This window comes from Siphonobacter sp. BAB-5405 (genome assembly GCF_002872335.1).
In the GTDB taxonomy this organism is placed as follows: Bacteria; Bacteroidota; Bacteroidia; order Cytophagales; family Spirosomataceae; genus Siphonobacter.
Genome location: NZ_NJAG01000021.1, coordinates 57,938 through 81,580, shown reverse-complemented (window position 1 = coordinate 81,580; position 23,643 = coordinate 57,938). Strand labels below are relative to the sequence as shown.

21 protein-coding genes and 1 pseudogene are annotated in these 23,643 nt (G+C 48.4%); 9 read left to right on the top strand and 13 right to left on the bottom strand.

The annotated features are described in order from the left end of the window. Positions 1 to 28: 28 nt before the first annotated feature. Positions 29 to 1,093: a PepSY domain-containing protein gene (locus BWI97_RS16505; RefSeq protein ID WP_158242776.1), complete on the top strand. Its 1,065-nt coding sequence runs from the start codon at positions 29 to 31 to the stop codon at positions 1,091 to 1,093. A 136-nt stretch (positions 1,094 to 1,229) separates the two neighbouring features. Here BWI97_RS16505 and BWI97_RS16500 read toward each other — a convergent pair whose 3' ends face one another. From BWI97_RS16500 to BWI97_RS16485, 4 genes and pseudogenes are all read right to left on the bottom strand, one after another. Further along, on the bottom strand, positions 1,230 to 2,582 hold the full coding sequence (locus tag BWI97_RS16500) for a sorbosone dehydrogenase family protein (RefSeq protein WP_233207877.1): 1,353 nt from the start codon (positions 2,580 to 2,582) through the stop codon (positions 1,230 to 1,232). Positions 2,583 to 2,644: 62 nt separating this feature from the next. Next, on the bottom strand, positions 2,645 to 3,085 hold the full coding sequence (locus BWI97_RS16495; protein WP_094811838.1) for a GNAT family N-acetyltransferase: 441 nt from the start codon (positions 3,083 to 3,085) through the stop codon (positions 2,645 to 2,647). After that, on the bottom strand, positions 3,082 to 3,645 hold the full coding sequence (locus BWI97_RS16490; RefSeq protein WP_094811836.1) for a class I SAM-dependent methyltransferase: 564 nt from the start codon (positions 3,643 to 3,645) through the stop codon (positions 3,082 to 3,084). Before BWI97_RS16490 ends, BWI97_RS16495 begins: the two co-directional genes overlap by 4 nt. A 35-nt stretch (positions 3,646 to 3,680) precedes the next feature. Then, positions 3,681 to 4,923, bottom strand: a pseudogene (locus BWI97_RS16485) (NupC/NupG family nucleoside CNT transporter). 188 nt (positions 4,924 to 5,111) lie between these two features. On the opposite strand from BWI97_RS16485, the gene BWI97_RS16480 reads away from it, so the two are divergent. Further along, a complete protein-coding gene (locus BWI97_RS16480) occupies positions 5,112 to 5,948 on the top strand; it encodes a hypothetical protein (RefSeq protein ID WP_233207874.1) in 837 nt (278 codons plus the stop codon). Here the strand turns inward: BWI97_RS16480 and BWI97_RS16475 are convergent. From BWI97_RS16475 to gyrB, 4 genes are all read right to left on the bottom strand, one after another. Next, positions 5,911 to 6,456, bottom strand: a complete 546-nt coding sequence (locus BWI97_RS16475) for a hypothetical protein (protein WP_102201903.1) — start codon at positions 6,454 to 6,456, stop codon at positions 5,911 to 5,913. The two genes, BWI97_RS16480 and BWI97_RS16475, sit on opposite strands and share 38 nt — an antisense overlap. Positions 6,457 to 6,594: 138 nt before the next feature. Beyond that, positions 6,595 to 8,733: a polyphosphate kinase 1 gene (gene ppk1 / locus BWI97_RS16470; protein ID WP_094811854.1), complete on the bottom strand. Its 2,139-nt coding sequence runs from the start codon at positions 8,731 to 8,733 to the stop codon at positions 6,595 to 6,597. Between the two features lie 203 nt (positions 8,734 to 8,936). Further along, positions 8,937 to 9,155: a hypothetical protein gene (locus BWI97_RS16465; protein WP_094811828.1), complete on the bottom strand. Its 219-nt coding sequence runs from the start codon at positions 9,153 to 9,155 to the stop codon at positions 8,937 to 8,939. A gap of 139 nt (positions 9,156 to 9,294) precedes the next feature. Next, the gene (gyrB, locus tag BWI97_RS16460; RefSeq protein WP_102201902.1) at positions 9,295 to 11,274 is read right to left on the bottom strand and encodes a DNA topoisomerase (ATP-hydrolyzing) subunit B; all 1,980 of its coding nucleotides are present in this window, start codon (positions 11,272 to 11,274) and stop codon (positions 9,295 to 9,297) included. Positions 11,275 to 11,542: 268 nt separating this feature from the next. On the opposite strand from gyrB, the gene BWI97_RS16450 reads away from it, so the two are divergent. Beyond that, on the top strand, positions 11,543 to 12,679 hold the full coding sequence (locus BWI97_RS16450; RefSeq protein ID WP_102201898.1) for an aminotransferase class V-fold PLP-dependent enzyme: 1,137 nt from the start codon (positions 11,543 to 11,545) through the stop codon (positions 12,677 to 12,679). A gap of 59 nt (positions 12,680 to 12,738) precedes the next feature. On the opposite strand, the gene BWI97_RS16445 is transcribed toward BWI97_RS16450, so the two are convergent. Beyond that, on the bottom strand, positions 12,739 to 13,140 hold the full coding sequence (locus BWI97_RS16445) for a hypothetical protein (RefSeq protein WP_102201896.1): 402 nt from the start codon (positions 13,138 to 13,140) through the stop codon (positions 12,739 to 12,741). Between the two features lie 172 nt (positions 13,141 to 13,312). Then, positions 13,313 to 14,545, bottom strand: a complete 1,233-nt coding sequence (locus BWI97_RS16440; protein WP_102201894.1) for an alanine dehydrogenase — start codon at positions 14,543 to 14,545, stop codon at positions 13,313 to 13,315. A gap of 319 nt (positions 14,546 to 14,864) precedes the next feature. Between BWI97_RS16440 and BWI97_RS16435 the strand changes: the two genes are divergently transcribed. From BWI97_RS16435 to BWI97_RS16415, 5 genes are all read left to right on the top strand, one after another. Next, positions 14,865 to 15,974, top strand: a complete 1,110-nt coding sequence (locus BWI97_RS16435) for a VWA domain-containing protein (protein WP_094811820.1) — start codon at positions 14,865 to 14,867, stop codon at positions 15,972 to 15,974. A gap of 64 nt (positions 15,975 to 16,038) precedes the next feature. After that, positions 16,039 to 16,224: a hypothetical protein gene (locus BWI97_RS16430; RefSeq protein ID WP_102201892.1), complete on the top strand. Its 186-nt coding sequence runs from the start codon at positions 16,039 to 16,041 to the stop codon at positions 16,222 to 16,224. After that, positions 16,221 to 16,616 (top strand): type II toxin-antitoxin system death-on-curing family toxin, encoded by a 396-nt coding sequence (locus tag BWI97_RS16425; protein WP_102201890.1) that lies wholly within the window; start codon positions 16,221 to 16,223, stop codon positions 16,614 to 16,616. The genes BWI97_RS16430 and BWI97_RS16425 overlap by 4 nt, the downstream gene beginning before the upstream one ends. A gap of 246 nt (positions 16,617 to 16,862) precedes the next feature. After that, the gene (locus BWI97_RS16420; protein WP_094811814.1) at positions 16,863 to 17,576 is read left to right on the top strand and encodes a Bax inhibitor-1/YccA family protein; all 714 of its coding nucleotides are present in this window, start codon (positions 16,863 to 16,865) and stop codon (positions 17,574 to 17,576) included. Between the two features lie 237 nt (positions 17,577 to 17,813). Further along, positions 17,814 to 18,650 (top strand): fumarylacetoacetate hydrolase family protein, encoded by an 837-nt coding sequence (locus BWI97_RS16415; protein ID WP_102201888.1) that lies wholly within the window; start codon positions 17,814 to 17,816, stop codon positions 18,648 to 18,650. 60 nt (positions 18,651 to 18,710) lie between these two features. Here BWI97_RS16415 and BWI97_RS16410 read toward each other — a convergent pair whose 3' ends face one another. Further along, positions 18,711 to 20,105 carry a M56 family metallopeptidase gene (locus BWI97_RS16410; RefSeq protein ID WP_102201886.1) on the bottom strand — a complete coding sequence of 465 codons (1,395 nt, stop codon included), beginning with the start codon at positions 20,103 to 20,105 and terminating at the stop codon, positions 18,711 to 18,713. Further along, positions 20,105 to 20,479 (bottom strand): BlaI/MecI/CopY family transcriptional regulator, encoded by a 375-nt coding sequence (locus BWI97_RS16405; protein WP_102201884.1) that lies wholly within the window; start codon positions 20,477 to 20,479, stop codon positions 20,105 to 20,107. The genes BWI97_RS16410 and BWI97_RS16405 overlap by 1 nt, the downstream gene beginning before the upstream one ends. A gap of 191 nt (positions 20,480 to 20,670) precedes the next feature. Between BWI97_RS16405 and BWI97_RS16400 the strand changes: the two genes are divergently transcribed. Next, positions 20,671 to 22,224: a sigma 54-interacting transcriptional regulator gene (locus tag BWI97_RS16400; protein WP_102201882.1), complete on the top strand. Its 1,554-nt coding sequence runs from the start codon at positions 20,671 to 20,673 to the stop codon at positions 22,222 to 22,224. Between the two features lie 215 nt (positions 22,225 to 22,439). Here BWI97_RS16400 and BWI97_RS16395 read toward each other — a convergent pair whose 3' ends face one another. Continuing rightward, entirely contained in the window at positions 22,440 to 23,477 is a 1,038-nt protein-coding gene (locus tag BWI97_RS16395) for a GntR family transcriptional regulator (protein ID WP_102201880.1), read from the bottom strand. Positions 23,478 to 23,643: the final 166 nt, after the last annotated feature.

Here is a 23,643-nt window from a genome sequence, read left to right as displayed (position 1 = left end):
GGGTAGATTCAGAACCGTTACGAGGTTAGTGCATCTCTGGCTTGGTTTACTGACCGGCCTGGTGGTTTTCATCGTTTCGATTACCGGCACTTTGTACGTGTTTGATGAGGAATTGTTCCGTCTTTTTCACTCGGAGTTGTACCACCTCAAACCTACGCAACAACCTCTGAATCTATCCCAGCTTCGAACAATTGCCCAGCAGGCGATCCCCGGAAAAAAGATCACTTCGGTCGAAATTTCCGGGGATCCTACCGACCCGTACCTGTTCATGGCCCAGCAGATAGCTCCTGCCGAAAAAGCCGGACTGACGTACTTCACTCAACTCACGTACTGGGATGACGTATTCATCGATCCGTACCGGGGAACCGTACTGGGCGTCGTCGACCGGAAGTACGAGTTTTTTAATCTGGATCGGCAATTGCATCAGCATTTACTCTTGGTTAAGCCCATTGGCAGTTTCATCGTTGGGGGGTCGACGCTGATTTTCATGGTCATGCTTCTTACGGGCTTTGTCCTGTGGATACCCCGCCAGTGGAAAAACCTGAAGAATCGATTGACCGTGAAGACGAGCGGCCATTGGAAACGGCTCAACTATGATTTGCACAATACGCTGGGCTTTTACATTCTGCCCGTGGTTTTATTCATTGCGATTACGGGGCTGGTCTGGTCGTTTAAATGGTGGGAAGGCGGTATCTATCGTTTAATGGGAGCCAAGGAAAAACCAGCTTTTGGCCGGGAATTCAAGACGCCCTCTACCCAACTACCCACGGCTCCGGCGGAAGATCTGGCCTTCGCACAAATCCGTCATTCTGTACAGGATCAGTACAAAATAATCGGTATCAATTATACGGACAAAGCTGACAAACCGCTGAACTGTTACTGCATTCTAAGGAATAATTCCGACGGCTGGCGGGGCTTTAGTTACTTCTTCTTCGACAGTCGTACGGGAGAATTTTTTGATCAGATTGATCACGAAAAAAAGCCTCTGGCGATGAAGTGGCGAAATTCAAATCTGGATTTACATACGGGCCGGATTTACGGTTGGCCTACGCAGGTACTGTTTGTGATCATCAGTCTGATCTCTGCTTCCTGACCGGTTACGGGTTTTCTGATCTGGTGGGGAAAACGTAAAAAGAAATCCGGATCATTCAAGTCAAAACGACCTAAATCATCCGGATTACCCGTTCCGCAGCCCTTACGGGAAGCGTAGATTTTAGTACGAAAACGGCTTACTTAGCCGCGACTCGCCATACTTTTCCGCCCCCATCGTCGGTGACTAACATCGAGCCGTCTTTGAGAATGAAGGTTCCTACGGGTCGTCCGTATACTTCACCCGATTCAGGATTGGCGATGAAACCCGTTAGAAAGTCCTGAGGTTTACCCGCTGGTTTTCCATTTTTGAAGGGAACAAATACTACTTTGTAGCCGACCAGTTCAGAGCGGTTCCAGGAACCATGTTGGCCAATAAATGCTCCCTGCCGATAAGCTTCAGGAAACTTATCGCCTTTATAAAACGCCAGACCTAAAGAAGCCGTGTGCGAACCCAGATCAACATCGGGTACCACCGTTTTCTTCACCAATTCCGGATTTTTGCCAGCCATGCGTGGATCTTCGTGGGCTCCCCAGTAAGCGAAAGGCCATCCGTAAAAAGCTCCCTCTTTCACGTGAGCAAGGTAATCGGGTACCAACTCATCACCCAGTTCGTCGCGTTCGTTGACGGCCGTCCACAGTTGTTTGGTGCGGGGCTCCCAGTCCATTCCTACGGGATTACGTAAACCACTGGCGAAAATTTTCTCCCCTGTACCATCGGGATTGATTTGCAGAATGTTAGCCCGGCGTACTTCATTTTCCATGCCGTGCTCGGCCACATTACTACCCGATCCTACGGAAATATAAATCTTCGAACCGTCGGCGTTGGTCAGCAGATTTCGAGTCCAGTGGTTATTGTAGCCACCTGCGGGCAGTTCCAGAATTTTCTGTCCTTTGGCCGTAATTTTCGTATCGCCTTCGTTATACGGAAACTTGTAGACGCCGTCCGTATTGGCTACGTACAGATCGTTTTTGATCAATACTACCCCGAAAGGCTGGTTAAGACCCGAAAGGAACGTTTCCCGCATATCGGGCTTCCCATCTTTGTTGTTATCCCGCAAGAGGGTGATTCGGTTGGCACTCAGTCCGTCATCCGAACGGGATTTGATTTTACCAGAAACTTGTTCCTGAACGCGTTTGGCTCCTTTCGTTTCCGTATTGGATTCCACAATCAGGACATCCCCATTCGGCAACTGATAGGCCCAGCGGGGACTTTTAAGATTTCCTGCATATTCGGTAACGACAAATCCGGCGGGTACCTGGGGCATCTGTCCATCCGACCAGCCAATGATATTACTGAACTTATTCTTAGGCTTCGAAGGTTCGGGCAACTGTACGGTAGGTTCAGCAACCGGGGTGGTAACAGCAGTAGAATCGGTTTGGGACGCGTCATCTTTGGATTTCTGTACACACTGCGTGCACATAACCACCATCATGCCGGCTCCTAATATGCTTAAGGCTGAAAAGCTGGAGTGAAAACGATTTGCATTCATATTCATATGGGTAGATAAGCAATTGTCTCCCCATCCCCGAAAAATAAACATGCCAGCTTACCCTAGGCTAAGCGTTTACGCATGGTATAATGCTGTATTTCATTGAATAGTAAATAACTCGTTTGCGTAACGTCATACCCCAGAGACTGGTAAAAGGGAACGGCATTTTCCCGAGCTTCAAGAATGATTTCCATAACACCCATTCGCTGAGCCAGCGTTTCGAGATGAGCCATCAGTTTTTTACCTACGCCCTTGCCCTGAGCGGCTTTTGAGACGGCCACACAGCGAACCTGCCCCCTGCCATCGGCATTGGTATGCAGGCGGGCTACTCCTAAAGTAATACCGTCGGTGTCATAGGCAGCCACGTGGATGATGTCCGTCTGATCGTCGGGCAATACTTCACTGCCCGGGGGTTGATTCCAGGGTTCGCGTAACACGTCATAGCGTAACTGGTAATACGCTTTCCATTCTTCAGCGGTTTGGGGAGAACGAACGTCGATCATCGTTTTTGGAAGGTAAATACTTGAGAAATAGGTGAAGTGGACTCAGCCCGTTGATACACAAAGCCCTGGTTTTCAAAGACTGTCCGAAGAGCCAAGGGTTCATAGAGTGGTTTTCCGCAGCCTTCGTGTACTTCGCCGGGATATTGAGCCAGGGGTTCTTCCACAAAAAGCCAGCCGCCAGGTTTCAGTACCCGCCTCATTTCGGCTATCATGGCTTCTTTTTCAGAAAATTCGTGAAAGGCGTTAATCACCAGAAGCTTGTCCAGTTGCTCATCGTCGAGCGGAATCTTTGTTTCAGTACTGATGTATAGAATAAACTGGCTGGTACACGTTTTCCTATACTGTTTTTCCCAGTACTGCACCGCCGCCTGAATTTCTTCTTCATTCAGCATTTCCGGTACCAGATCCATCAATACAAAGGTCAGTTGATCCACCTGTACGCCCCAGCCTGCTTCCCACAAGCCGCCACCACAGCCGAGACTGCCGATGACTTCACCGGGTTTGAAATGAAAGTAATCCAGCAACTGATTCATACGCCGAAAACACAGATGGCGGGTCATGTGCCCGCCATCTCTTGTTAAGTTTTACGTCAGCTTCAGAGCAACAAACCGGCAATGGTCGCACTCATGTAGCTGGCCAGGGTTCCACAGATCAGAGCTTTAAAACCCAGTTTAGCCAGATCCGAACGCCGCGTGGGAGCCAGCTCACCGATGCCCCCTACCTGAATGGCAATGGAGCTAAAGTTGGCAAATCCACAGAGAGCAAAGCTAGTAATGGCAATGGTTTTGGGGTCCAGCGTTTCGCGGATTTTCACCAGATCCAGGTACGCCACGAATTCATTTACTACCATTTTCGTACCCATCAGGGCTCCGGCTTCTTCAATGTGCTCGCTCGGCACACCCATACACCAGGCAAAAAGGGAGAAGATTTTTCCTAAAAACCAGTTCAGGCTTAAATCGCTCATCCCAAAAACGTAGTAACCGATCCGCCAGAAAATGGCATCCACCAGAGCAATCAATGCAATGAAACCGATGAGCATCGCTACTACGTTGAAAGCCACTTTCAAGCCCTCTCCCGCTCCGGCAGCAATGGCGTCCAGCAGGTTGGCGTGATGTTTCTTGACTTCCAGTTTCACAACGCCCTTGGTAGCCGATTCTTCCGTTTCAGGATACACGATTTTGGAAATAACCAGGGCTCCGGGAGCCGCCATCAGACTGGCCGCTAATAGATACGAAGCGTCGACGCCCAGTTTAATGTACGTCGCCATAACCCCTCCGGCAATACAGGCAAAGCTACCCGTCATGGAAGACATCAGCTCGGATTTGGTCATGTCTTTCAGGTAAGGCTTGATCATAATCTGAGCCTCCACCTGACCTACGAAAGCACTGGATACGTTGGAAAGAGCTTCCGCCCCACTCACGCCCATGAGCCAGTACATGCCCCGGGCCAGTACGGAAATGATGCGTTGCATAATACCCAGGTGGTACATCATGTTCACCAGTACGGCCACAAAAATGATCGTAGGAACAATCTGGAAAAAGAAAATGAAGTTGTTAGAAGCTCCGAAAACGCTGGTTAGCAGGGGTGAATTAACCAGGGGACCGAAAACGAAGGTGGCTCCTTCGCTGGCTTTTATCGAGTAATTTTTTGACGAGCTCGCCGATGGCTCCAAAAAGCTGTTGCCCGGCGGACGTTTTTAAGATGAAAACAGCCAGACCGACCTGAAGGGCCAGACCAATGCCTACTGTTCGATAATTGATGGCTTTTCGGTTATTGGATAAGGCAAAGGCGATGCCCAGAATAACAATAATGCCAATCAATCCGGTAAATCGATCCATATGGTAAGTGGAAGCTACTGCTAGTGTGTGATGAAACCCTGCGAAATTAACCCATTTCGACCCGAAGACAAAACCAATCCTTCGCTTTACGTTCCACAAGAGCCCCGCTTTTCGACAGATGGATAAATTTTTCGGCTGAAACAACTTTTCCGCCCTTTTCTCCGAGTACCCTAGATGAATCGTAAACGATGAACTCTATGTACCTGAAAAACTTTCTTTACACCCTGGCAGCCGCTGTTTTATTAACCGCCTGCTCTTCTGATTCCAAAAATGACCAGACGCCCGCTACGGACGTTTCCATTCAGTCCACATCCTTGGGACAGGTGCTGACGGACTCCAAAGGAAAAACGCTGTACTTCTTCGCCCGCGACGTCGCCGGAGCATCGGTATGCGAAGGCAACTGTTTGGGCGTATGGCCTGTGTTCTACGCGGAAAATCCTAAACTGGCTTCGGGCCTCGCCACCGCTGATTTCGCTACGATTACCCGGGCTGACGGTAGCAAGCAAACGACCTACAAAGGCTGGCCGCTGTACTATTACCAGAATGATGCTGCCGCTGGCGATACCAAAGGGGATAAGGTGAACAGCGTCTGGTTTGTCGCCAAACCGCATTTTAGCGTCATGCTCGGCATGGCTCAGCTGCTGGGTAATGATGGAAAGAAATATACCGGAACGTACGCGGAAGGAACGGGTGAAACGCTTTTCCTGGTCGATAGTCTGGGCCGTACCTTATACGCCTTTGCTCCGGACAAACGGGATACCAACACCTATACCAAATCCGATTTCAGTAACAACGCAACCTGGCCCTTAGCCGAGTTTTCCGCGAAAAACGTTCCTTCACTACTGAATGCGGCTGACTTTAAAACCATTACGGTTTTTGGCCGTACCCAACTGGTGTATAAAGGCTGGCCGTTGTATTACTTCGGTCCGGATAATATGCAACGGGGAATGACGAAGGGCGTTAGCGTACCGCGTCCGGGCGTTTGGCCTATCGTAAATCAGAATTCCGCTGCGGCTCCACAGTAGCCTTTTTTCGACGGAGGAAAAAGAACAAAACCCACGAAGCAATCAGCAGACAAATCGTAATCTGAAACGGGTAGTTGGACTGGTTTTCCAGTGCTTCTGCCCGTTTTCGGTTTCGCTCGGCCTGTGACCGCAACTGCTTGTTTTCTTCCATGAGAGCTCCGCTTTCGTCGAGGTACGAATTGACACGTTTGGAGACGTCGGAGTTTTTACGGCGAAGCTCCGTCACTTCGGCCTGTTTCATCCGGTTCAGCTCGGTAAGAATTTCGTTGTCTTTATTCAGAATTTGCTCCAGCGTAGTGATGATATTCCGTAGGTCTTTCTTGGATTGGCCGCCGAAAAAGGCATTTCGCTCCTGTTGATCCTGAGCCCATTGCTTATACAAACCCTGCCGTTGGGATACCAGAATGTTCAGCACCGAGTCAGGTCGGGCCACATACGAATAGCGAATATTCTGGGCCTGCGTAGTAATGGCAATACATCCCAGGAAGAAGGCAATGAAATAACGCATAGCTAATCAGCGGTCTGATAAGAGTTGATCCTCGTTTTCCGAAGTACGAATGGATTTCTTTTTGATACTAAAAAGCGATGAAGATTGTTTTGTATCCAGGATACAAAAACCTCTTCACCGCTTTTGAATTATACTCGCTTAAAACACTTGTGCTTCCGGCAGACTGGCTTCGGTCACTTCGAAGAACTTCTCATGAATATTGAAAACCTCTTCGTCGGCCTTCCGGGGGCATTTCGCGTACGTACCGTCTTCTTTGAGCGTATACGCATTGACGTTATCTTTCATGTTGTACTCCAAAATCTGTACCGCCTGTTGTTGTACTTTCGGGTTTACCAGTAAAAACAGGGACTCGATTCGTTTATCGAAGCTCCGTACCATCAGGTCAGCACTACCGCCGTAGATTTTGGGGTCGCCTTCGTTATGGAAGTAGAATAACCGCGTGTGCTCCAGGAAATCGCCAACGATCGACCGTACAGTAATGTTTTCAGACAGCCCTTCCCGACCCGGACGCAAACAGCAAATGCCGCGTACGATCAATTTGATGGGGACGCCCGCCTGCGAAGCCAGGTACAGCTCGTCGATGGTTTCGCGGTCTTCCAGCGAGTTAATCTTCAGACAAATCCCCGAAGGTTTCCCTTCTTGGGCATTCGCTGCTTCGGCCCGAATCAATTCGATGAGGTTATTCCGCATGTCACCCGGAGCCGTAATCAGGTTCTGGTAACTGCTGGGTAAGGAGTGACCCGTAATTACGTTGAAAAACTCCGCCACATCACTCGTGTACACTTCATTGGCCGTCAGCAAGCCAACATCCGTGTACAGCTTGGCCGTATCCTCGTTATAGTTTCCACTCGATAAGTGGGCATAGCGTTTCACGCCATCCCCCTCGGCCCGTACAATCAGCAACAGCTTGGTATGCGTCTTGAACCGACCAATGCCATATATTACGAAGCAACCCGCTTTTTGCAGACGCTCGGCTTCGCGAATGTTATTTTCTTCGTCAAAACGAGCCTTTACTTCAAAAAGTACGGCTACGTTCTTCCCATTTTCTGCGGCTTTAAGCAAAGCAGCCGTCACGCGGGAATTTTTCGCAACGCGGTAAACGGTCAGCTTGATACTGAGTACGTTCGGATCTTCAGCGGCCTGTTCGAGCAGGTGTAGTACCGCTTCAAAGTTGTTATACGGGTGGTGAAGAAAAATGTCCCGCTCCCGTATGACGGAAAAGATATCGTCGATCGGCCCTCGGGGTAGCCCCAAAGCCGGTACGGGCGATGGAGATTTGGGAAGTTCATCGCGAAATTCCGGGTGGCGAATAATCTGCCACATGGAAGTAAAGTCGATGAGCTGATCCGCGTAGAAAATATTCAGATCGTCGATTTCCCATTTCTTCTTCAGGATGTTGATCACCCATTCCGAACAATTGGGTTCTACGGCCACTTTTACTACGCGGCCCAGACGACGGTTTTTCACTTTCTGGCGAATCTCGTCCACAATATCATCTTCGACATCGTCAATGTCATCAACCGCAAAGTCCCCATTGCGGATAATCCGTAACAGACTAACGTTCAGAATTTCGATGTTGCGGTACAACTTGTGGATCTCGTGCCGCACAATTTCTTCCATCGGCAGAAATACGACTTCTTCTACCCGATCGATTACGAAGAAACGCGGCAGATTTTGTGGAATCTGAATGAACGAAAGCTTTTTCTCGGCCTGATCTTTCTTGGTTACGTACGGGTTTTTCGTCACTACTGCAAACGTCAGCGTACGCGGAATCAGGCTGGGAAAGGTGTGCGTCTGATCGTACACCATGGGTGTCAGCATCGGAAAAATGGTACGGTCGAAATGCCCGATGGCTGCCGCCGCTTCTCCTTCCGTCAAGTCGCTCCAAGTCGCCAGACGCAGTTCATTTTCGGGAAACAGCGGTAGTAGCTCTTCCCGAAAAATCCGATTACGCTCTTCGTAAAACTGTTGACTCATCGTCAGCAGCGTTTGTCGGAAGGGCCATTCCCGTAAGCCGGAATAATCGATTCGTTCTTTCTTGTAATCCAGGTAGTTATATAAACTTCCCAAACGGATGGAGAAAAACTCATCCAGGTTGGAAGCCGTGATCGCTAGAAATTTAAGTCGGTCAAATAAGGTTCGCTGGGGATTCCGAACCTGGTCAAGTACCCGTTCATTGAAGGCCAGCCAGCTTAAGTCGCGGCTGAGGTACGGGGATTGTTCAATGGTTGAACTAACTTTTTCCTGGCTACGTGCCAGACGCTTCTGATCTTCCATAAAGGTACGAAAACGAATCAGCCGTCGAAATAACGACAAAAGGCCCGAGGTCCGCGAGCCTTTCGATAAACGGTGATATATTGAGTTTCTTCTCGACACAAAACAAACCTATTTTATCGCTGAGCCGGACGAATATTCGATTATGGTTTTGTTAAATAACCAGACCATCCGGTCAGACCTTCGTTACAAAAACGAGCATAACCCTAGTTATTATTATTTAACTGGGATTTTATTGCCGCATATTCCGACCCAATGTTAGCCATCTCCTTAACCAGAAAAGTCTGCAATTGTTCGTTAAAAATAGCCTTATCTTCCGGAGAAAGGGAAGCGTATAAATCTTTCAATTCCTGGTTAATAACGGCTCGTTCCTCATCGCTGGCGTTGATGGAACGGATGTGGTATGATTTGAAATCGAATGTCATACGGAATCGCATTTTACGTAGGTCGTACCTACCGACTAATGAGCATCTAAAAACGAGCAGGCGTTGCCTACCCAAATTTTCATAAAAAAAGTGGCGGGCGTTTCCACCCACCACCCGTAACTATTGCCAAATCAAACCGTTAAATATCGATTTTGGCGTATTTAGCGTTGCGTTCGATGAACTCGCGACGGGGAGCTACTTCATCTCCCATCAGCATTGAGAATACGTGATCGGCTTCAGCGGCACTCTCGATGGTCACCCGCTTCAGCGTACGCGTATCGGGGTTCATCGTGGTTTCCCAAAGCTGTTCGGCATTCATTTCACCCAAACCTTTGTAGCGTTGAATCCCTACTGAATCCGGACGATCGCCACCGATTTCCATAACGGCTCGTTCGCGTTGTTGTTCCGTCCAGCAGTACCGGCTTTGTTGACCTTTCTTTACCTGATACAAAGGAGGCTGAGCAATGTATACGTATCCCTGATCAACCAGATCCTTCATGTACCGGAAGAAAAAGGTCAGAATCAGCGTACGAATGTGACTACCATCCACGTCGGCATCAGTCATGATCACAATCTTGTGGTACCGCAGTTTATCCAGGTTCAGGGCTCTTTCGTCGCCTTCTTTGCCAAACTGTACCCCGAGAGCGGTAATCATGTTTTTGATTTCCTCGTTCTCATAAATCTTATACTCCTGAGCTTTTTCTACGTTCAGGATCTTACCGCGTAAGGGCAGAATCGCCTGGAAGTTCCGGTTCCGGCCTTGCTTGGCCGTACCCCCAGCGGAATCCCCCTCGACGAGGAATAATTCGCACTGTTCCGCATCCGATTCCGAGCAGTCCGCCAGTTTACCGGGCAAGCCACCGCCCCCCAGTACCGTTTTACGCTGAACCGCTTCACGAGCCTTGCGGGCCGCAATCCGGGCTTTGGCCGCAATGACTACCTTATCGACAATCGTCTTGGCTTCTTTGGGGTGCTCTTCCAGCCAGGTTTGTAACATGTCGGTTACTACCTGGGAAACCGCTCCGGAAACCTCACCGTTACCTAATTTCGTTTTCGTCTGTCCTTCAAACTGAGGCTCGGCTACTTTCACGGAAATGACCGCCGTTAAACCTTCGCGGAAATCTTCGCCCGAAATCTCAATTTTCTCTTTGGCCAGCATGCCGTTTTTATCGGCGTAGTTTTTCAGGGTACGCGTGAGTGCTCCCCGGAAACCCGCTACGTGCGTACCGCCTTCGATGGTATTGATGTTGTTAACGTAGCTGAATACGTTCTCGGAATACGAGTTGTTATACACCATCGCCACCTGTACCGGAATCGACGCTTTATCCGACGACTCCATGTAAATGGGATCAGCCAAAAGTGCTTCCCGCGTACCGTCGAGGTATTTCACGAACTCGATCAAACCGCCTTCGGAGAAAAACTCTTCGGTCAGAGGCTCACCCGCTTCATTCAGATCCCGTAAATCAGTCAGGAAGATCCGAATGCCTTTGTTGAGGAAAGCCAGTTCCCGTAAGCGTTGGGCAACGGTTTCGAACTTGTATTCCGTGATGGTAAAAATGGTGGCATCGGGCTGAAAACGAACCGTTGTACCCGTACGTTCACCCGCGTCACCCACGACTTTAACCGCGTACTGGGGAACGCCGATTTTATATTCCTGCTGGAAGATTTTTCCTTCGCGGTAAACGTTAACTTTCAGGTCCGTAGACAGGGCGTTCACGCAGGAAACCCCCACGCCGTGCAAACCACCTGAAACTTTATAAGAGCCTTTGTCGAATTTACCACCGGCGTGGAGAACGGTCATAACCACCTCCAGAGCCGACTTTTTCTCTTTCGAGTGCATCCCCGTAGGAATACCCCGGCCATTATCTTCAACCGTAATCGAATTGTCTTCGTTGATGGTTACCCGGATCGTATCGCAGTACCCCGCCAGAGCTTCGTCAATCGAGTTATCTACTACCTCCCAGATCAGGTGGTGAAGTCCCTTCGTTCCTACGTCTCCGATGTACATGGAAGGCCGTTTCCGTACGGCTTCGAGCCCTTCCAACACCTGAATATTATCGGCACCATAATCGTTGCGGGCCGTTACGACCTTATCTTCTTCCAAAACTTCGTTGGTCATAAATACTTGGTTTTTAGACTACTGGGCAAACAATAAAACTCGCCTCACCTTTCGAAATAAACTTGGTAAAAATACAATTTTTTTACCACAAAACCGTGCTTTTTCCAAAGAAAATCACAAATAATTCGGGCGTTTTTTGCGATTTTTTGAAGCTGAAAAAAGAAAGTCGGAATTCCCCGGCCGTTTACTAAGTTTGAGTAGGACTTTTCCGGAAAGTGAAGGCCAAAACGTCCACTCATCCGCTCGCATCTACCAACTCGTTTCTTCCATGCTTACCTGCCAGAAACCTCTTTTTTCGCTCCCCGAAGCCATTCATTACCTCAACGGAGCCTCCATGTCGCCCCTGCTTAAAAGCGTTGAAGAAGCGGGTATTCAGGGCCTCTTACGCAAATCGCAACCCCACACGATTCATCAGGAAGATTACTTTACGGATGTGGACCGCGTCCGGCAACTGTTTGGACAACTGGTACACGTTCCGTACGAACGCGTCGCGATCATTCCCTCCGTTTCGTACGGAATGGCGATTGTGGCAAAGAACCTGAACGCCCGGCCCGGTCAGCATATTTTGCTCGTAGCCGACGAATTCCCCTCGGATGTATACGCCTGGGAAGAAGTTTGCCAAACGCAGGACATTTCCCTAAAAACGATTAGCCGGACGGGCGACGGTAAAAGCTGGAACGAAGCCGTTTTAAACGCCATCAGCGAAGAAACCGCCTTGCTGATGATCGCTCCGATACACTGGTCGGACGGAACGCGATTTGACATCGAAGCTCTCAGCAAACGCTGTCGGGAAACGGGCACGTTGTTCGTACTCGACGGTACGCAGGCGGTGGGAGCCCTGCCACTTGATTTGACTGAGGTATCGGTGGATGCACTGATCGTTGGCGGCTATAAGTGGCTGCTGGGTACGTACGGGATGGGACTGGCGTATTTCGGTCCCGCCTTTGACGAAGGCCGCTCCATTGAACAAAGCTGGATTAATCGCAAAGGCAGTGATAATTTCCGCTTACTGATGGCCTATACGACAGAGTTCCGGCCCGGAGCTAGTCGCTACTCGATGGGCGAACAAAGCAATTTCATCCAGATACCGATGCTGGCGACGGCTCTGGAGCAAATCCTGGCCTGGACGCCCGAAGCCGTGCAGGCGTACAGCGAGGCGTTGGTTCGTCCGCACGTGGCCCACTGGCAGGAACTGGGTTTCTGGATTGAAGCAGAAGCGTATCGAAGCTCCCACCTGTTCGGACTCCGGCACGAAGGGCTGGATATGAACCGTTTGCGGACGGAGCTGGAACGCCATCAGGTATACATTTCCACGCGGGGTACTACCCTGCGTATTGCGACGCACGTTTACAACGAAGCGGCGGATCTGGAAGCCCTGACGGAAGCATTGTCGGCCAGCCTTTGACTCAACAAAAGCGGCCCGACGAATGATTCATCGGGCCGCTGGCTTTGGTATTCTGTTCCCTAATCTTCGGGATACGGAACGAAAATGAACTTGGTAAAATCGGAGTCAATGATAAACAGACAGGCGTACTCGGCAGGGTCTTTGTAGCTTTCCTTGAAAAGCTCCTCGCCGTCTTCCCCGATGATTTCCCGCTGGAGGAATTCTTCGAGAAACGTAGCCGAGTAGTACCACTGATTATCGTTCATTTCTCCCCGGCCAATCAATACCGAACCAAGCGGTTGCGGCTGCTGACAGGCCACAAAAATGGGATAATTGGAAAAGCCCCGCTGCCGGATCTGGTGGGCGGCTTCCTGAATAAATTCGGATACTTTCACAAAGTCGGCCGTAATCATGCCGAGGTATTTCCCACTCAATTCCGGCGAATTGGGGGCATTGGATAGTGCTTCGGGTTCGTCAATCATTTTTTTAGTTTTCAGTTTGCGGTTTACAGTTTTCAGTTGTCCTGTCCAGCAAATAATGCATTCCAGATCACTAACTAAAACAGACAATTGTACACCGTTCTCGTTATCACCTTTACTATCAGTAACTTACCTTTTTCACTGAAAACAGACAACTGTAAACTGTCCACTAAACTCATCTTCTCGCGGCTAGTAATAGACCTAAATCTTTATAGCGTAGATTGAACAGGCGGGCGATGTGGGCGTTGGTTACCGAACCGTTGTGCACATACACCCCTTTCATGAACCATTTATTGGCAAACATCATTTCCTCGATCCCGCCCAGCGTGCCCGTTTTCAAAAGAAAAGGCGTAAATACGTTGCTCAGGGCGATACTGGCCGTGCGGGCCACGCGACTGGGAATATTAGGCACGCAGTAGTGAATGACACCGTGTTTCTTGAAAGTCGGATTTTTATGACTGGTCATTTCCGAGGTTTCAAAATTCCCTCCCTGGTCAATGGATACGTCGATCACTACAGAGTTCGTACGCATCCGTGAAATCATATCTTCCGTTACGACCATCGGACTGCGACCTTCTTCACTCCGGATGGCTCCAATCACCACGTCTGCCCGCTGAATGGCATCAGATAGTACCTCAGAGTGAATGATACTGGTATAAATGGGCTGACCCACCGCGTACCGCAATCGCTGTAACCGGTACATATCTTTGTCAAAAACCTGTACCTGAGCTCCCAGTCCCAGAGCCATTCGGGTGGCGTATTCGGCCACCGTACCCGCTCCCAGTACCACGACTTTGGTCGGAGGAACGCCCGTAATGCCGCCCAGAATAATGCCTTTACCTTCGTGTACGCCACTGAGGTATTCGGCGGCGATCATCATCACGGTACTACCCGCAATTTCGCTCATGGTACGAATGATGGGCATGGCTCCGGATTTGTCTTCGATGTATTCGAAGGCAATCCCGGTGATCTGTTTTTCGTTGAGAGCCGCAAAATATTCCTGCGTACGGTTGGGAAGCGTCAGGGCTGAGATCAGCGTACTGCCTCGTTTGAGATATTTGTATTCATCTTCCGTAGCGGGCTCTACTTTCAGAATCACATCGGCGGCGTAGGCTTCTTCGGGCGAGTAGACAATGCGGGCACCGGCTTCGCGGTAATCGTGGTCACTGAACTGAGCCCCCTCACCCGCTCCACTCTCCAGAATCACCTGATGACCATTCCGAACCAGTAACGAAACCGCTTCGGGTACCAGAGCAATGCGGTGATCGAGAAATGAAATTTCTTTGGGCAACCCAATCAGCAGGGAATGCTGCGTGGTTTTGATGGAAGCCAGCTGCTCCTGGGGATACAAAAGTGTCTGCTGAGCCAGGGCTTCAAAACCGGATTGCTGTGTTTTAGGAACGCTCATAATAAAGCAGTTAACCCGTTAGTTTAGGGGATACGGCGAATCGTTTGGAGCGTACTATCGCCGTTTTCTAGTCGTTGTAAATGTGTATCTCTCAATCGGATCACGCAAAGATAACCTTTTACGCGGGAAGCCCGGAGCAAGTTTTAGCCACTGGACAAACTCAATCCCTGAAAAATGGGTTAAATTAGTAGAAAGGACGATGTTGGTACGTGAATCGCTTTTCTAAACCGCCTATATCTGATAAATCAGCTTACGGGCCTTGATTACTCGCTAAACTCAAGCCGACAGGTTCTGCCTGACGCTTCTATCCAAGACATTTATGCTCGGTCACCGTTTTTCCGAATTTGTACCCGACATTCAGCAGGATTCCCAGCAGGCCAAGTTTGACCAGTTGCTGGATATTTTTAATCAACTGCTCACCATGACCAGTGGCGACGTGGCTCAGGCGATGTCGTGGCTGACGCAACTGGACAAACAATACAAGCTTACCGACGAAAACTACGGCATCGGGGATTTCTTCGAAGACCTGAAAAAGAAAGGCTATATCACCGAAGAAAACGCCGAGGGCGAAACCGTACTGACGCCGAAAGGTGAACAATCCATCCGGAAACAGTCGCTCGATGAAATCTTCGGGAAACTCAAAAAATCACGCTCGGGCGGTAATCACCGGACTTCGCACGCGGGTACGGGTGACGAAGCAACGTCGGATCGCCGGACCTTCCAGTTCGGGGATTCACTCGAACAAATCGCCATGACCGAATCCATTCGGAATGCCCAAATCAACAATGGCATTGGCGATTTTATGATGACCGAAAATGACCTGGAAATCGTCGATACCGAATATAAGGCTCAGACGAGTACGGTATTGATGATCGACATCAGTCACTCGATGATTCTGTACGGGGAAGACCGGATTACGCCCGCGAAAAAAGTAGCCATGGCCCTGTCGGAACTGATTATGACGAAGTACCCCAAGGATACACTCGACATCATCGTTTTCGGTAACGACGCCTGGCAGATTCAGGTGAAAGATCTGCCCTATCTGGAAGTGGGTCCGTACCACACCAATACCGTAGCCGGACTGGAACTGGCGATGGATTTACTCCGCCGTCGGAAGAATAAAAACAAGCAGATCTTCATGATTACGGATGGTAAACCGACCTGTTTGAAAGAAGGCATTCGCTACTATAAAAACAGCTTTGGTCTGGACCGTAAAATCCTGAATAAAACGCTTACACTGGCGGCTCAGTGTCGCCGCATTAAGATTCCAATTACCACGTTTATGATCGCCCGGGATCCATACCTCCAGGATTTCGTTCGCAAGTTTACGGAAACCAATAATGGCCGGGCCTATTACTCAAGCCTGAAAGGATTAGGTGAATTTATTTTTGAAGATTTCGAAAGGAATCGGAAAAAGAATGTACGATAAGGAATTATTGATTTATCTTGATTGGGATTTAGAAATCCCAATCAAGATTTAACTTTATAGAAGTATGGAAACTCAGGAATTAAAGAAAACTATTATTGAATTGGTTGATAAAATGCCAGATACAGTACTTCGCGAGCTATATGAGTTATTGACGCAGAAATCCAGGCAACATGCTTCTGATGAAGAAGTTGATGCGGCGACTAACTACATACTCAAGAAAAATGCAGAATTATATCGCCGGCTTGCATGATTAAATTACTATCCCTAAGGCAGTTAATCATTATTCATGAGAAATTAATTAGCCAGTCTGGTGGCGGCTCAGGCATTAGAGACGAGGCAGGTTTGAAATCGGCAGTTGCTCAACCAGAAATGACATTTGGAGGCCAGGAACTTTATCCAGGCCTTGCCGAGAAAGCGGCAGCTCTGTGTTTTTCTTTAACCATGAATCACCCTTTTGTAGATGGTAACAAAAGAATTGGTCATGCAGCTTTGGAGATTACTCTAAAAATCAACGGTTACGAACTTTCTGCTTCGGTAGATGAGCAGGAACAAGTCATACTAGACCTCGCCTCCGGCTTACTGGATCGCGAAACTTTTACTCGCTGGGTACTAGCCAAACTAGTTCCGTTTCAGGAGTTTTGAAACCTTTGGTACGCTTGAAGATTTAGTAGTTGGCAGTCGGAATAATCACTCGTTTCGGTACACTTATCCAGTTACAGAAAGCAATTCATCAGGTCGCCTTTACTTCATTCGCTTACCTCTACTAGATTTACTTCAAACGCTCCCTTTTCCACTACTACTTCCAATCTTCCCTTTGTGGATGAGTATGTTTGATTTTCAGGAAAATCCCCTTTTCTTGGCGACTGTTTAGTAAACCTCCCTTGTTTTATGGCAAATCCGCTTTTCTCAGAAAAAACCTTTGACAAAATTTCCGTGGCGTCAGATGACGTCATGACGATGCAGGGCACGTTAAACAAAATCGCCCTTTTATTAACGCTTACCATCAGCGTAGCGGCAGTAACCTTTTACGCCGCCCTTCAGGGTCAGCAATGGACCTCGCTTCTATTACCCGCAGGAGCCATTGGTGGCCTGATTATTGCTCTCGTACTAGCTTTTAAACCTACCCTTGCCCCAACGCTGGCTCCGCTCTACGCCGTGCTACAGGGGGCTTTTGTTGGTAGTATTTCCAGTCTGTTTTCCGGATTGGCATTTATGGCGGCCGTACTCACCTTCGGTGTACTGGCGTTGCTGTTAGTCGTCTACCAAACGGGCCTGATTCGTGTTACGCAAGGGTTTATGCGGGGCGTGATGGTTGCTACCGGAGCCGTGGCTCTGCTTTACCTGCTGACATTCGCTCTGAGCTTTTTCGGTATCCTGGTACCTTATATTCATGAAGCGGGCTGGATCGGTATCATTTTCTCGCTGGTAGTGGTAGGCATTGCGGCCATGAACTTACTGATCGATTTTCACCTCATCGAAGCGGGCGTGGCTCAGCAGGCTCCCAAGTTTATGGAATGGTATTCCGCTTTTGGTCTGCTGGTAACGATCGTCTGGCTGTATCTGGAAATTCTGAAACTCCTGGCGAAGCTGAATCGCCGATAAGTTACGCAACTAACGCCCCGCTGCCCCTGGTCATGCGGGGCGTTTTTGTTTTCGGGCGGAACGATTACCGTCCCTTTTTTCTACGTTAGAAAAGCTACGAACCGCCTCTGATCAGAAATTCAACGTACGTTTGTCCTTGTGACGCCTGAGTAAATACCCGCTTTGTACAGGGTGACGTACGCAAACCAACCTCTTTCTCGAAACACATCCATCATTTCTTCTATCTCTTCTAAACCCATGAGATTATACAAAACCCGCCTGGGCATCGTTCTGGAAGCCAACGAACAATATTATCCCATCGAAGCAACTGACTGGGATCAGCTCATTAACCAGGATAACCTGCACGAAGTATTGCAAACGATTACCACATCGGTAAGCTCCTCCCCGGAGTTGCACCACTGGCTGCATACGGATTTGCTGGCTCCCATCGGTCGGCAGGAAGTCTGGGCCGCCGGGGTTACGTACCTGCGGAGTCGCGATGCCCGAATGGAAGAATCCCAAGATGCCGGTGGCGGTAGTTTTTACGACCGCGTATACGACGCCGAACGGCCCGAAATCTTCTTCAAGGCTACTCCCGAGCGAGTCGTAGACCCACTAGGTACGGTACGCATTCGGAAAGATTCACACTGGAACGTTCCGGAGCCGGAACTGACTTTGTTCATGACTTCTTCGGGAAAAATTGTAGCGTACACTTGCGGCAACGATATGAGTTCACGGGATATTGAGGGAGAAAATCCCCTGTATCTACCTCAGGCTAAATCGTACGATGGTAGTGCAGCCTTGGGACCCTGCCTGTACGTACCCGGTACGCCGATTGATCCGCATACGCACATTCGACTGGAAATTCACCGGAACCGGGAAAGTGTGTACGATAATAAAATTTCCATCAGCCAAATGAAGCGGCAGCATACAGAGCTGGTTTCGTTCCTGTTCCGCGAATGTTCGTTTGCTTACGGCTGTTTTCTGATGACGGGAACGGGTATTGTTCCCCCGGATGATTTCACCCTCCAACGTGGTGATGAAGTACAGATCACCATTGATGGCATTGGTACGCTGGTGAATACAGTGGGTTAATGATCTAACCAAGGATTGCAAAGACAATAATTTCCTTGTAATCCTTGGTCAGTGAATGTCTCATTTACGGCCTTTACCCCACATTCCATCACGAGCTACAATGACGTAATTGGGCTTACCAATTCGTCTTTTTTCCTGCTCATCAAAATAACGGTTGGTCATCAGGTCAATCTGGTAACTATAGTTAGGGTTTCTTGCTTTACCGGTCAGCTTACTTGCCAAAGCATATGAAAAATCTTCTGGCTTATAGTTATTTAATACTGAATTAGCCACTCGTTTACCGTCAATCCATACGCCACTCGTTTTGGGGTTCTTCCATATATCTAAATCTTTCTGAGTGGGAGATTCCCGTTTCATCGGTGGAACCTCGTGCACGGTCACCTTCTGTTGCTTCTGCTGTTCCTCATTCATTTGATAATAAATGGTCTTAAGTCTCTCCTGATCTTTTTCAGGTATACTTCTGTACCGATAGCCACTGTTCTTAGGAGCCAATAATTGATTAGCTATTGCTTCGTATTCTCTTAGTAAAGCTTCAGAAACTCCCTTTCCTACAGTTACTTGCGAACTTTTTTGAGAGGTTACGGCTGGCCTCTGCTGAGCTTTCACATACTCTAATTTACTAAATAAAACAAAGGCTGTTACCAGGATAGGAATCAGACTAACCTGTCTGATTAAGCGTTGAAACCGGGAAGTCATTTTCGTCATCATGAGTAGTCTTTTTTTCGTGGTTACATAATTAAACGAGCTGGTAAGAAATAAGCCCTGACTCACTTTACTCACTAATAAACGCTGGTACTTTTTCACTTCCGGATCGATGGATAAGACCGCGTGATCCGCCAGGTACTCATGATTCATCCGGATCATTTTCTGGTAGACATACACCGCCGGATTGAACCACCAGCATACCTGTACTAACTCCATGAACAGAATATCCCAGGTATGCCGCTGCCGGATATGGGCTAATTCGTGTTGCCAGATCTGTGCTTCTATTTCCTGCTTTTGATAGCTACGTTTACTGACGAAAACGTAATTCATGAAACTATACGGCAATTCATCTTCGTCCAGTAAAACAATCTTCACCGAATCCCTGATTACCATTGCTTTCCTGATTTTCCATACCACGGCCAGTACATTTTTCAGAAAGCGAATGCCGAGTATACCCGTAACGAGGGCATATACTAACCATGCATGCTGTTCGAACGTAACAGCTTGCTTTTCAACCGTTATCAACGGCCTATTTACTTCGTTGCCAGTCAATCGGTATACTACTTCTGTTGCGGGAATTACCTCCGAATTATCCAGTTCTATCGTCAGTAATGGAATCGATAAGGAGGCTCCTATACTCATTAATAAATAGAAACGATTGAACACAAACATGGTCTCCCGTTCCAGCAATATTTTGTAGATCAATACGAACAGGATGGAGCAGAGTATAGACTTCAGAATATAGTCCATTACTTTTTCTTTTTAGTGATTTCTTCGTCAACGATTCGCTTTAAATCTTCCAGTTCATCAACCGATAAATCAGAGGCTTTCGTAAAAAAGGAGGCAAACTTTAACGCTGAGTTTTCAAAATAACTTTTAATGATTCCTTTCACGTGTTTAGCGAAGTAATCATCCTTCTTCACCAGGGCGTAATACTCCCGGGAATTACCGTAGACGGTGTAATCCACGAAGCCTTTTTCCTGCATTCGTTTCAGTAAGGTAGCCACGGTAGTAACGGCGGGTTTCGGCTCCGGATACAGTTCCAGTAAGTCCTTCATAAATACTTTTTCCTGTTGCCAGATCAACTCCATCAGTTGCTCTTCGGCTTTCGTTAACTGAGCCATATTCTACATTCATAGATTTTACTCTACAAACGTAGAATAAAAAATCAATATCTCAAATGATTTCGAATTTTTTTGTATTTCGCCTGCTTCTTGCATCGTATATCTTTGGGTTAATTGCCCATCGGTACGGCCAGCCCAAACCTTTTTGATTCTGAAAACGTTACCCACTTACGTAGCTAAACCCTTTTTTGATGTCGTATCACTCGCTTTCCGTTTCCGATAAACTCACTATTACTACGCTGGGTCAGCTCAAGGCGGCTGGCTATCAGCCTGAATCCATTAAAGACGAACTTCGTCGCAACCTCATCACCAAAATGCGTTCGGGAGAAGAAGTGTTTCCCGGCGTATACGGCTACGAAGACACCGTAATCCCGGATGTCGAACGAGCCCTGCTTTCCCGGCACCATATCAACCTGCTGGGTCTTCGCGGACAGGCCAAAACCCGGATTGCCCGTCTGATGATTTACCTGTTGGACGAGTACATTCCCGTCGTTGAAGGTTCTGAACTCAACGATGATCCCCTACAGCCTTTATCACGTTACGCGGTGGATCTGATTGCCGAAAAAGGCGACGAAACGCCCGTGATCTGGCTGCACCGGGATGAGCGGTATACGGAAAAACTCGCTACTCCCGACGTATCCGTTGCCGATTTGATTGGCGATGCCGACCCGATCAAGGCGGCTACGCTGAAACTCCCCTACTCGGATGAACGGGTGATTCACTTTGGTTTAATTCCGCGTTCGCACCGGGGCATTTTTGTGATCAACGAATTACCGGATTTGCAGGCCCGGATTCAGGTGTCACTCTTCAATATTTTGCAGGAAGGAGACATTCAGATTCGTGGTTTCAAACTCCGCTTACCGCTGGATATTCAGTTTGTCTTCACCGCGAATCCCGAAGATTATACCAACCGGGGTAGCATTGTAACGCCCCTGAAAGACCGGATCGACAGCCAGATTCTGACGCACTACCCGCGTACGCTAGAGATCGGTAAACGCATCACGCGTCAGGAAGCGAAGGTGAAAGAAGGTCAGGAAATCGTCTCGATCAATGAAGTAACGGAAGACTTGATCGAGCAAATTGCCATTGAAGCCCGTCAAAGTGAATACGTCGATGCCAAGTCGGGGGTATCCGCCCGGATGACGATTTCGGCGTACGAAAATCTGGTTTCTGCCGCGGAACGCCGGGCTTTGCTCAACAGTGAAGAGCGTACGTACGTGCGTCTTGCGGATCTGTACGGAGTCATTCCGGCGATTACGGGTAAGGTAGAGCTGGTGTACGAAGGTGAAGTGGAAGGGCCCTATATCGTGGCGATGAATCTGGTCAGTAAAGCCATTAAAACGCAGTTTCTGCAGTACTTTCCCGATCCGGAAAAGCTGAAAAAACAGATCAAAAATAAGAAGAATCCGTTCCAGAAAGTACAAACCTGGTTTGGCGAACACTCGCTGGACTTACTGAGCGATCTGTCCGATAAAGATTACCAGAACCGACTGCTGGCCATCGATGGCCTAGATGATCTGGTGGAAGAATTTCACCCGGAACTCACGGGCGACGAAAAATTCTTCTTCATGGAATTTGCCCTGCACGGAATGGCCGAGTTTTCGCTTATCAGTAAGAAACCCCTCGACAAAGGCTTACAATTCAAGGATCTGACCGACAGTCTCATTGCCGGCATGAACTTTGACGATGACGACGAGGAGGAAGATGATGACGAAGAAGATTTCGGCGGTCGCCGGAGACGGTAATGGGTCGTTTTTAGTTGATTACCAAAAGGGTACGCCGTTCAGAAACAGCGTACCCTTTTTTCTATGTTTTGCGTTAGATGCAGTCGGTTTATTTGTTCCCCGCATGGTATGCGGGGGCTATTCAGATTGAACCCCTCCGGGGTTAGGGTACTCGCTGAAAGAGGGACGAACACTGGTGCAGGTTTCCAAACCTGTACCGTACCTCCCATATTTTACTACACCGACTGCCGAACAATCAACCGGAATGGATTCGCTAACTTTTGGGTCGAATTGTTGAGAATCAGTTCGGCGGCCTGTTTACCCATGGCTTCAAAATCCGTGGAAAGTACCGTGATTCCGTCGAGAATGATTTCCTTGAGCGGATTTTCGTTGTAGGAGATAATCCCTACTTCCTTGCCTACCCGATAGCCGTTGGTTTTCGCCTGCTTCACCAGCGTCACCAGATCGTCTTCCATTAAGTTAATGTATACATCGCCCGGCGACATCACTTCTTTCGATACGTCCGAAATGATCTTGTAGGGAAAGCCGTATTCGGTACAAAATTTCTGAAAACCAATCAGGATTTCGCGGGCGTGGTAGGTATACAGCGGAAAAACCAGCTTGAGTACCTGATACTTTCGTAACAATTCCTCCCCTTCGGTTAGAGCTGTAAAAATGTCCCGTTCAAAATCCTGATACACCGCCGCATACGGGCCTTCCACACCGGGAACCAGTTTATCCAGAATCAGTAGCTGATCCTTGGGAAACTGATTAATCAGTTCCGCCGCCGTTTCGCCACCTTCCAGAAAATGAGCAATGATGACGTAATGCGTATAATGCCCGGCTCGGTTCTGAATCAGTTCTTTAAACAGTCGGAAGTTGTTGTTGTAGATGTAAAAATCAACCGCCGTTTCTTCGCCCAGCATCTCCACCATCGCGTCGTAGATGATTTTTTTGTGGGGACTTAACTTATTGAAAAGTAGAAAAATCCGACGCTTCTGCCGGTAGCTGGCACTGGCAATATAAAAGCCCTTTCCGGGCACGGAGCCCAGAATCCCCAGCTTCTTGAGTTCATTATACGCCTTTTCAGCCGTATCCCGGGAAATGTCATACAGCATCGACAATTCATTAATCGACGGCAATCCCTGCTTGGTCTTGATCAGCCCCTTCTCGATGGCCGCGATTACTGAATTGACAATCTGCTTGTATTTAGGGGTCGTTGAATACTCATCGATCTGGATGATTTCAAAGACCTGACGAACCGTTTGTTTCATGCGAATAGGAGGCAATCTGAACCGTAAAGATCGTAAGTTACGTCCTAAATACCCCATAGAATATTTTCCGTGTGGCTTGAGTAGAAAAAAACCACTGGCTACACTTACCGAATAGACAGGTTACGTACATTTAAACTCAAGCCTGTATGGTTAGTATTTAATCACT

Bases quoted from the DNA above. Each gene is read 5' to 3' on its own strand.
- BWI97_RS16500 (WP_233207877.1), bottom strand. From the start codon at position 2,582: ATGAATGCAAATCGTTTTCACTCCAGCTTTTCAGCCTTAAGCATATTA.
- BWI97_RS16495 (WP_094811838.1), bottom strand. From the start codon at position 3,085: ATGATCGACGTTCGTTCTCCCCAAACCGCTGAAGAATGGAAAGCGTAT.
- BWI97_RS16490 (WP_094811836.1), bottom strand. From the start codon at position 3,645: ATGACCCGCCATCTGTGTTTTCGGCGTATGAATCAGTTGCTGGATTAC.
- BWI97_RS16480 (WP_233207874.1), top strand. From the start codon at position 5,112: ATGAACTCTATGTACCTGAAAAACTTTCTTTACACCCTGGCAGCCGCT.
- BWI97_RS16475 (WP_102201903.1), bottom strand. From the start codon at position 6,456: ATGCGTTATTTCATTGCCTTCTTCCTGGGATGTATTGCCATTACTACG.
- ppk1 (WP_094811854.1), bottom strand. From the start codon at position 8,733: ATGGAAGATCAGAAGCGTCTGGCACGTAGCCAGGAAAAAGTTAGTTCA.
- BWI97_RS16465 (WP_094811828.1), bottom strand. From the start codon at position 9,155: ATGACATTCGATTTCAAATCATACCACATCCGTTCCATCAACGCCAGC.
- gyrB (WP_102201902.1), bottom strand. From the start codon at position 11,274: ATGACCAACGAAGTTTTGGAAGAAGATAAGGTCGTAACGGCCCGCAAC.
- BWI97_RS16450 (WP_102201898.1), top strand. From the start codon at position 11,543: ATGCTTACCTGCCAGAAACCTCTTTTTTCGCTCCCCGAAGCCATTCAT.
- BWI97_RS16445 (WP_102201896.1), bottom strand. From the start codon at position 13,140: ATGATTGACGAACCCGAAGCACTATCCAATGCCCCCAATTCGCCGGAA.
- BWI97_RS16440 (WP_102201894.1), bottom strand. From the start codon at position 14,545: ATGAGCGTTCCTAAAACACAGCAATCCGGTTTTGAAGCCCTGGCTCAG.
- BWI97_RS16435 (WP_094811820.1), top strand. From the start codon at position 14,865: ATGCTCGGTCACCGTTTTTCCGAATTTGTACCCGACATTCAGCAGGAT.
- BWI97_RS16430 (WP_102201892.1), top strand. From the start codon at position 16,039: ATGGAAACTCAGGAATTAAAGAAAACTATTATTGAATTGGTTGATAAA.
- BWI97_RS16425 (WP_102201890.1), top strand. From the start codon at position 16,221: ATGATTAAATTACTATCCCTAAGGCAGTTAATCATTATTCATGAGAAA.
- BWI97_RS16420 (WP_094811814.1), top strand. From the start codon at position 16,863: ATGGCAAATCCGCTTTTCTCAGAAAAAACCTTTGACAAAATTTCCGTG.
- BWI97_RS16415 (WP_102201888.1), top strand. From the start codon at position 17,814: ATGAGATTATACAAAACCCGCCTGGGCATCGTTCTGGAAGCCAACGAA.
- BWI97_RS16410 (WP_102201886.1), bottom strand. From the start codon at position 20,105: ATGGACTATATTCTGAAGTCTATACTCTGCTCCATCCTGTTCGTATTG.
- BWI97_RS16405 (WP_102201884.1), bottom strand. From the start codon at position 20,479: ATGGCTCAGTTAACGAAAGCCGAAGAGCAACTGATGGAGTTGATCTGG.
- BWI97_RS16400 (WP_102201882.1), top strand. From the start codon at position 20,671: ATGTCGTATCACTCGCTTTCCGTTTCCGATAAACTCACTATTACTACG.
- BWI97_RS16395 (WP_102201880.1), bottom strand. From the start codon at position 23,477: ATGAAACAAACGGTTCGTCAGGTCTTTGAAATCATCCAGATCGATGAG.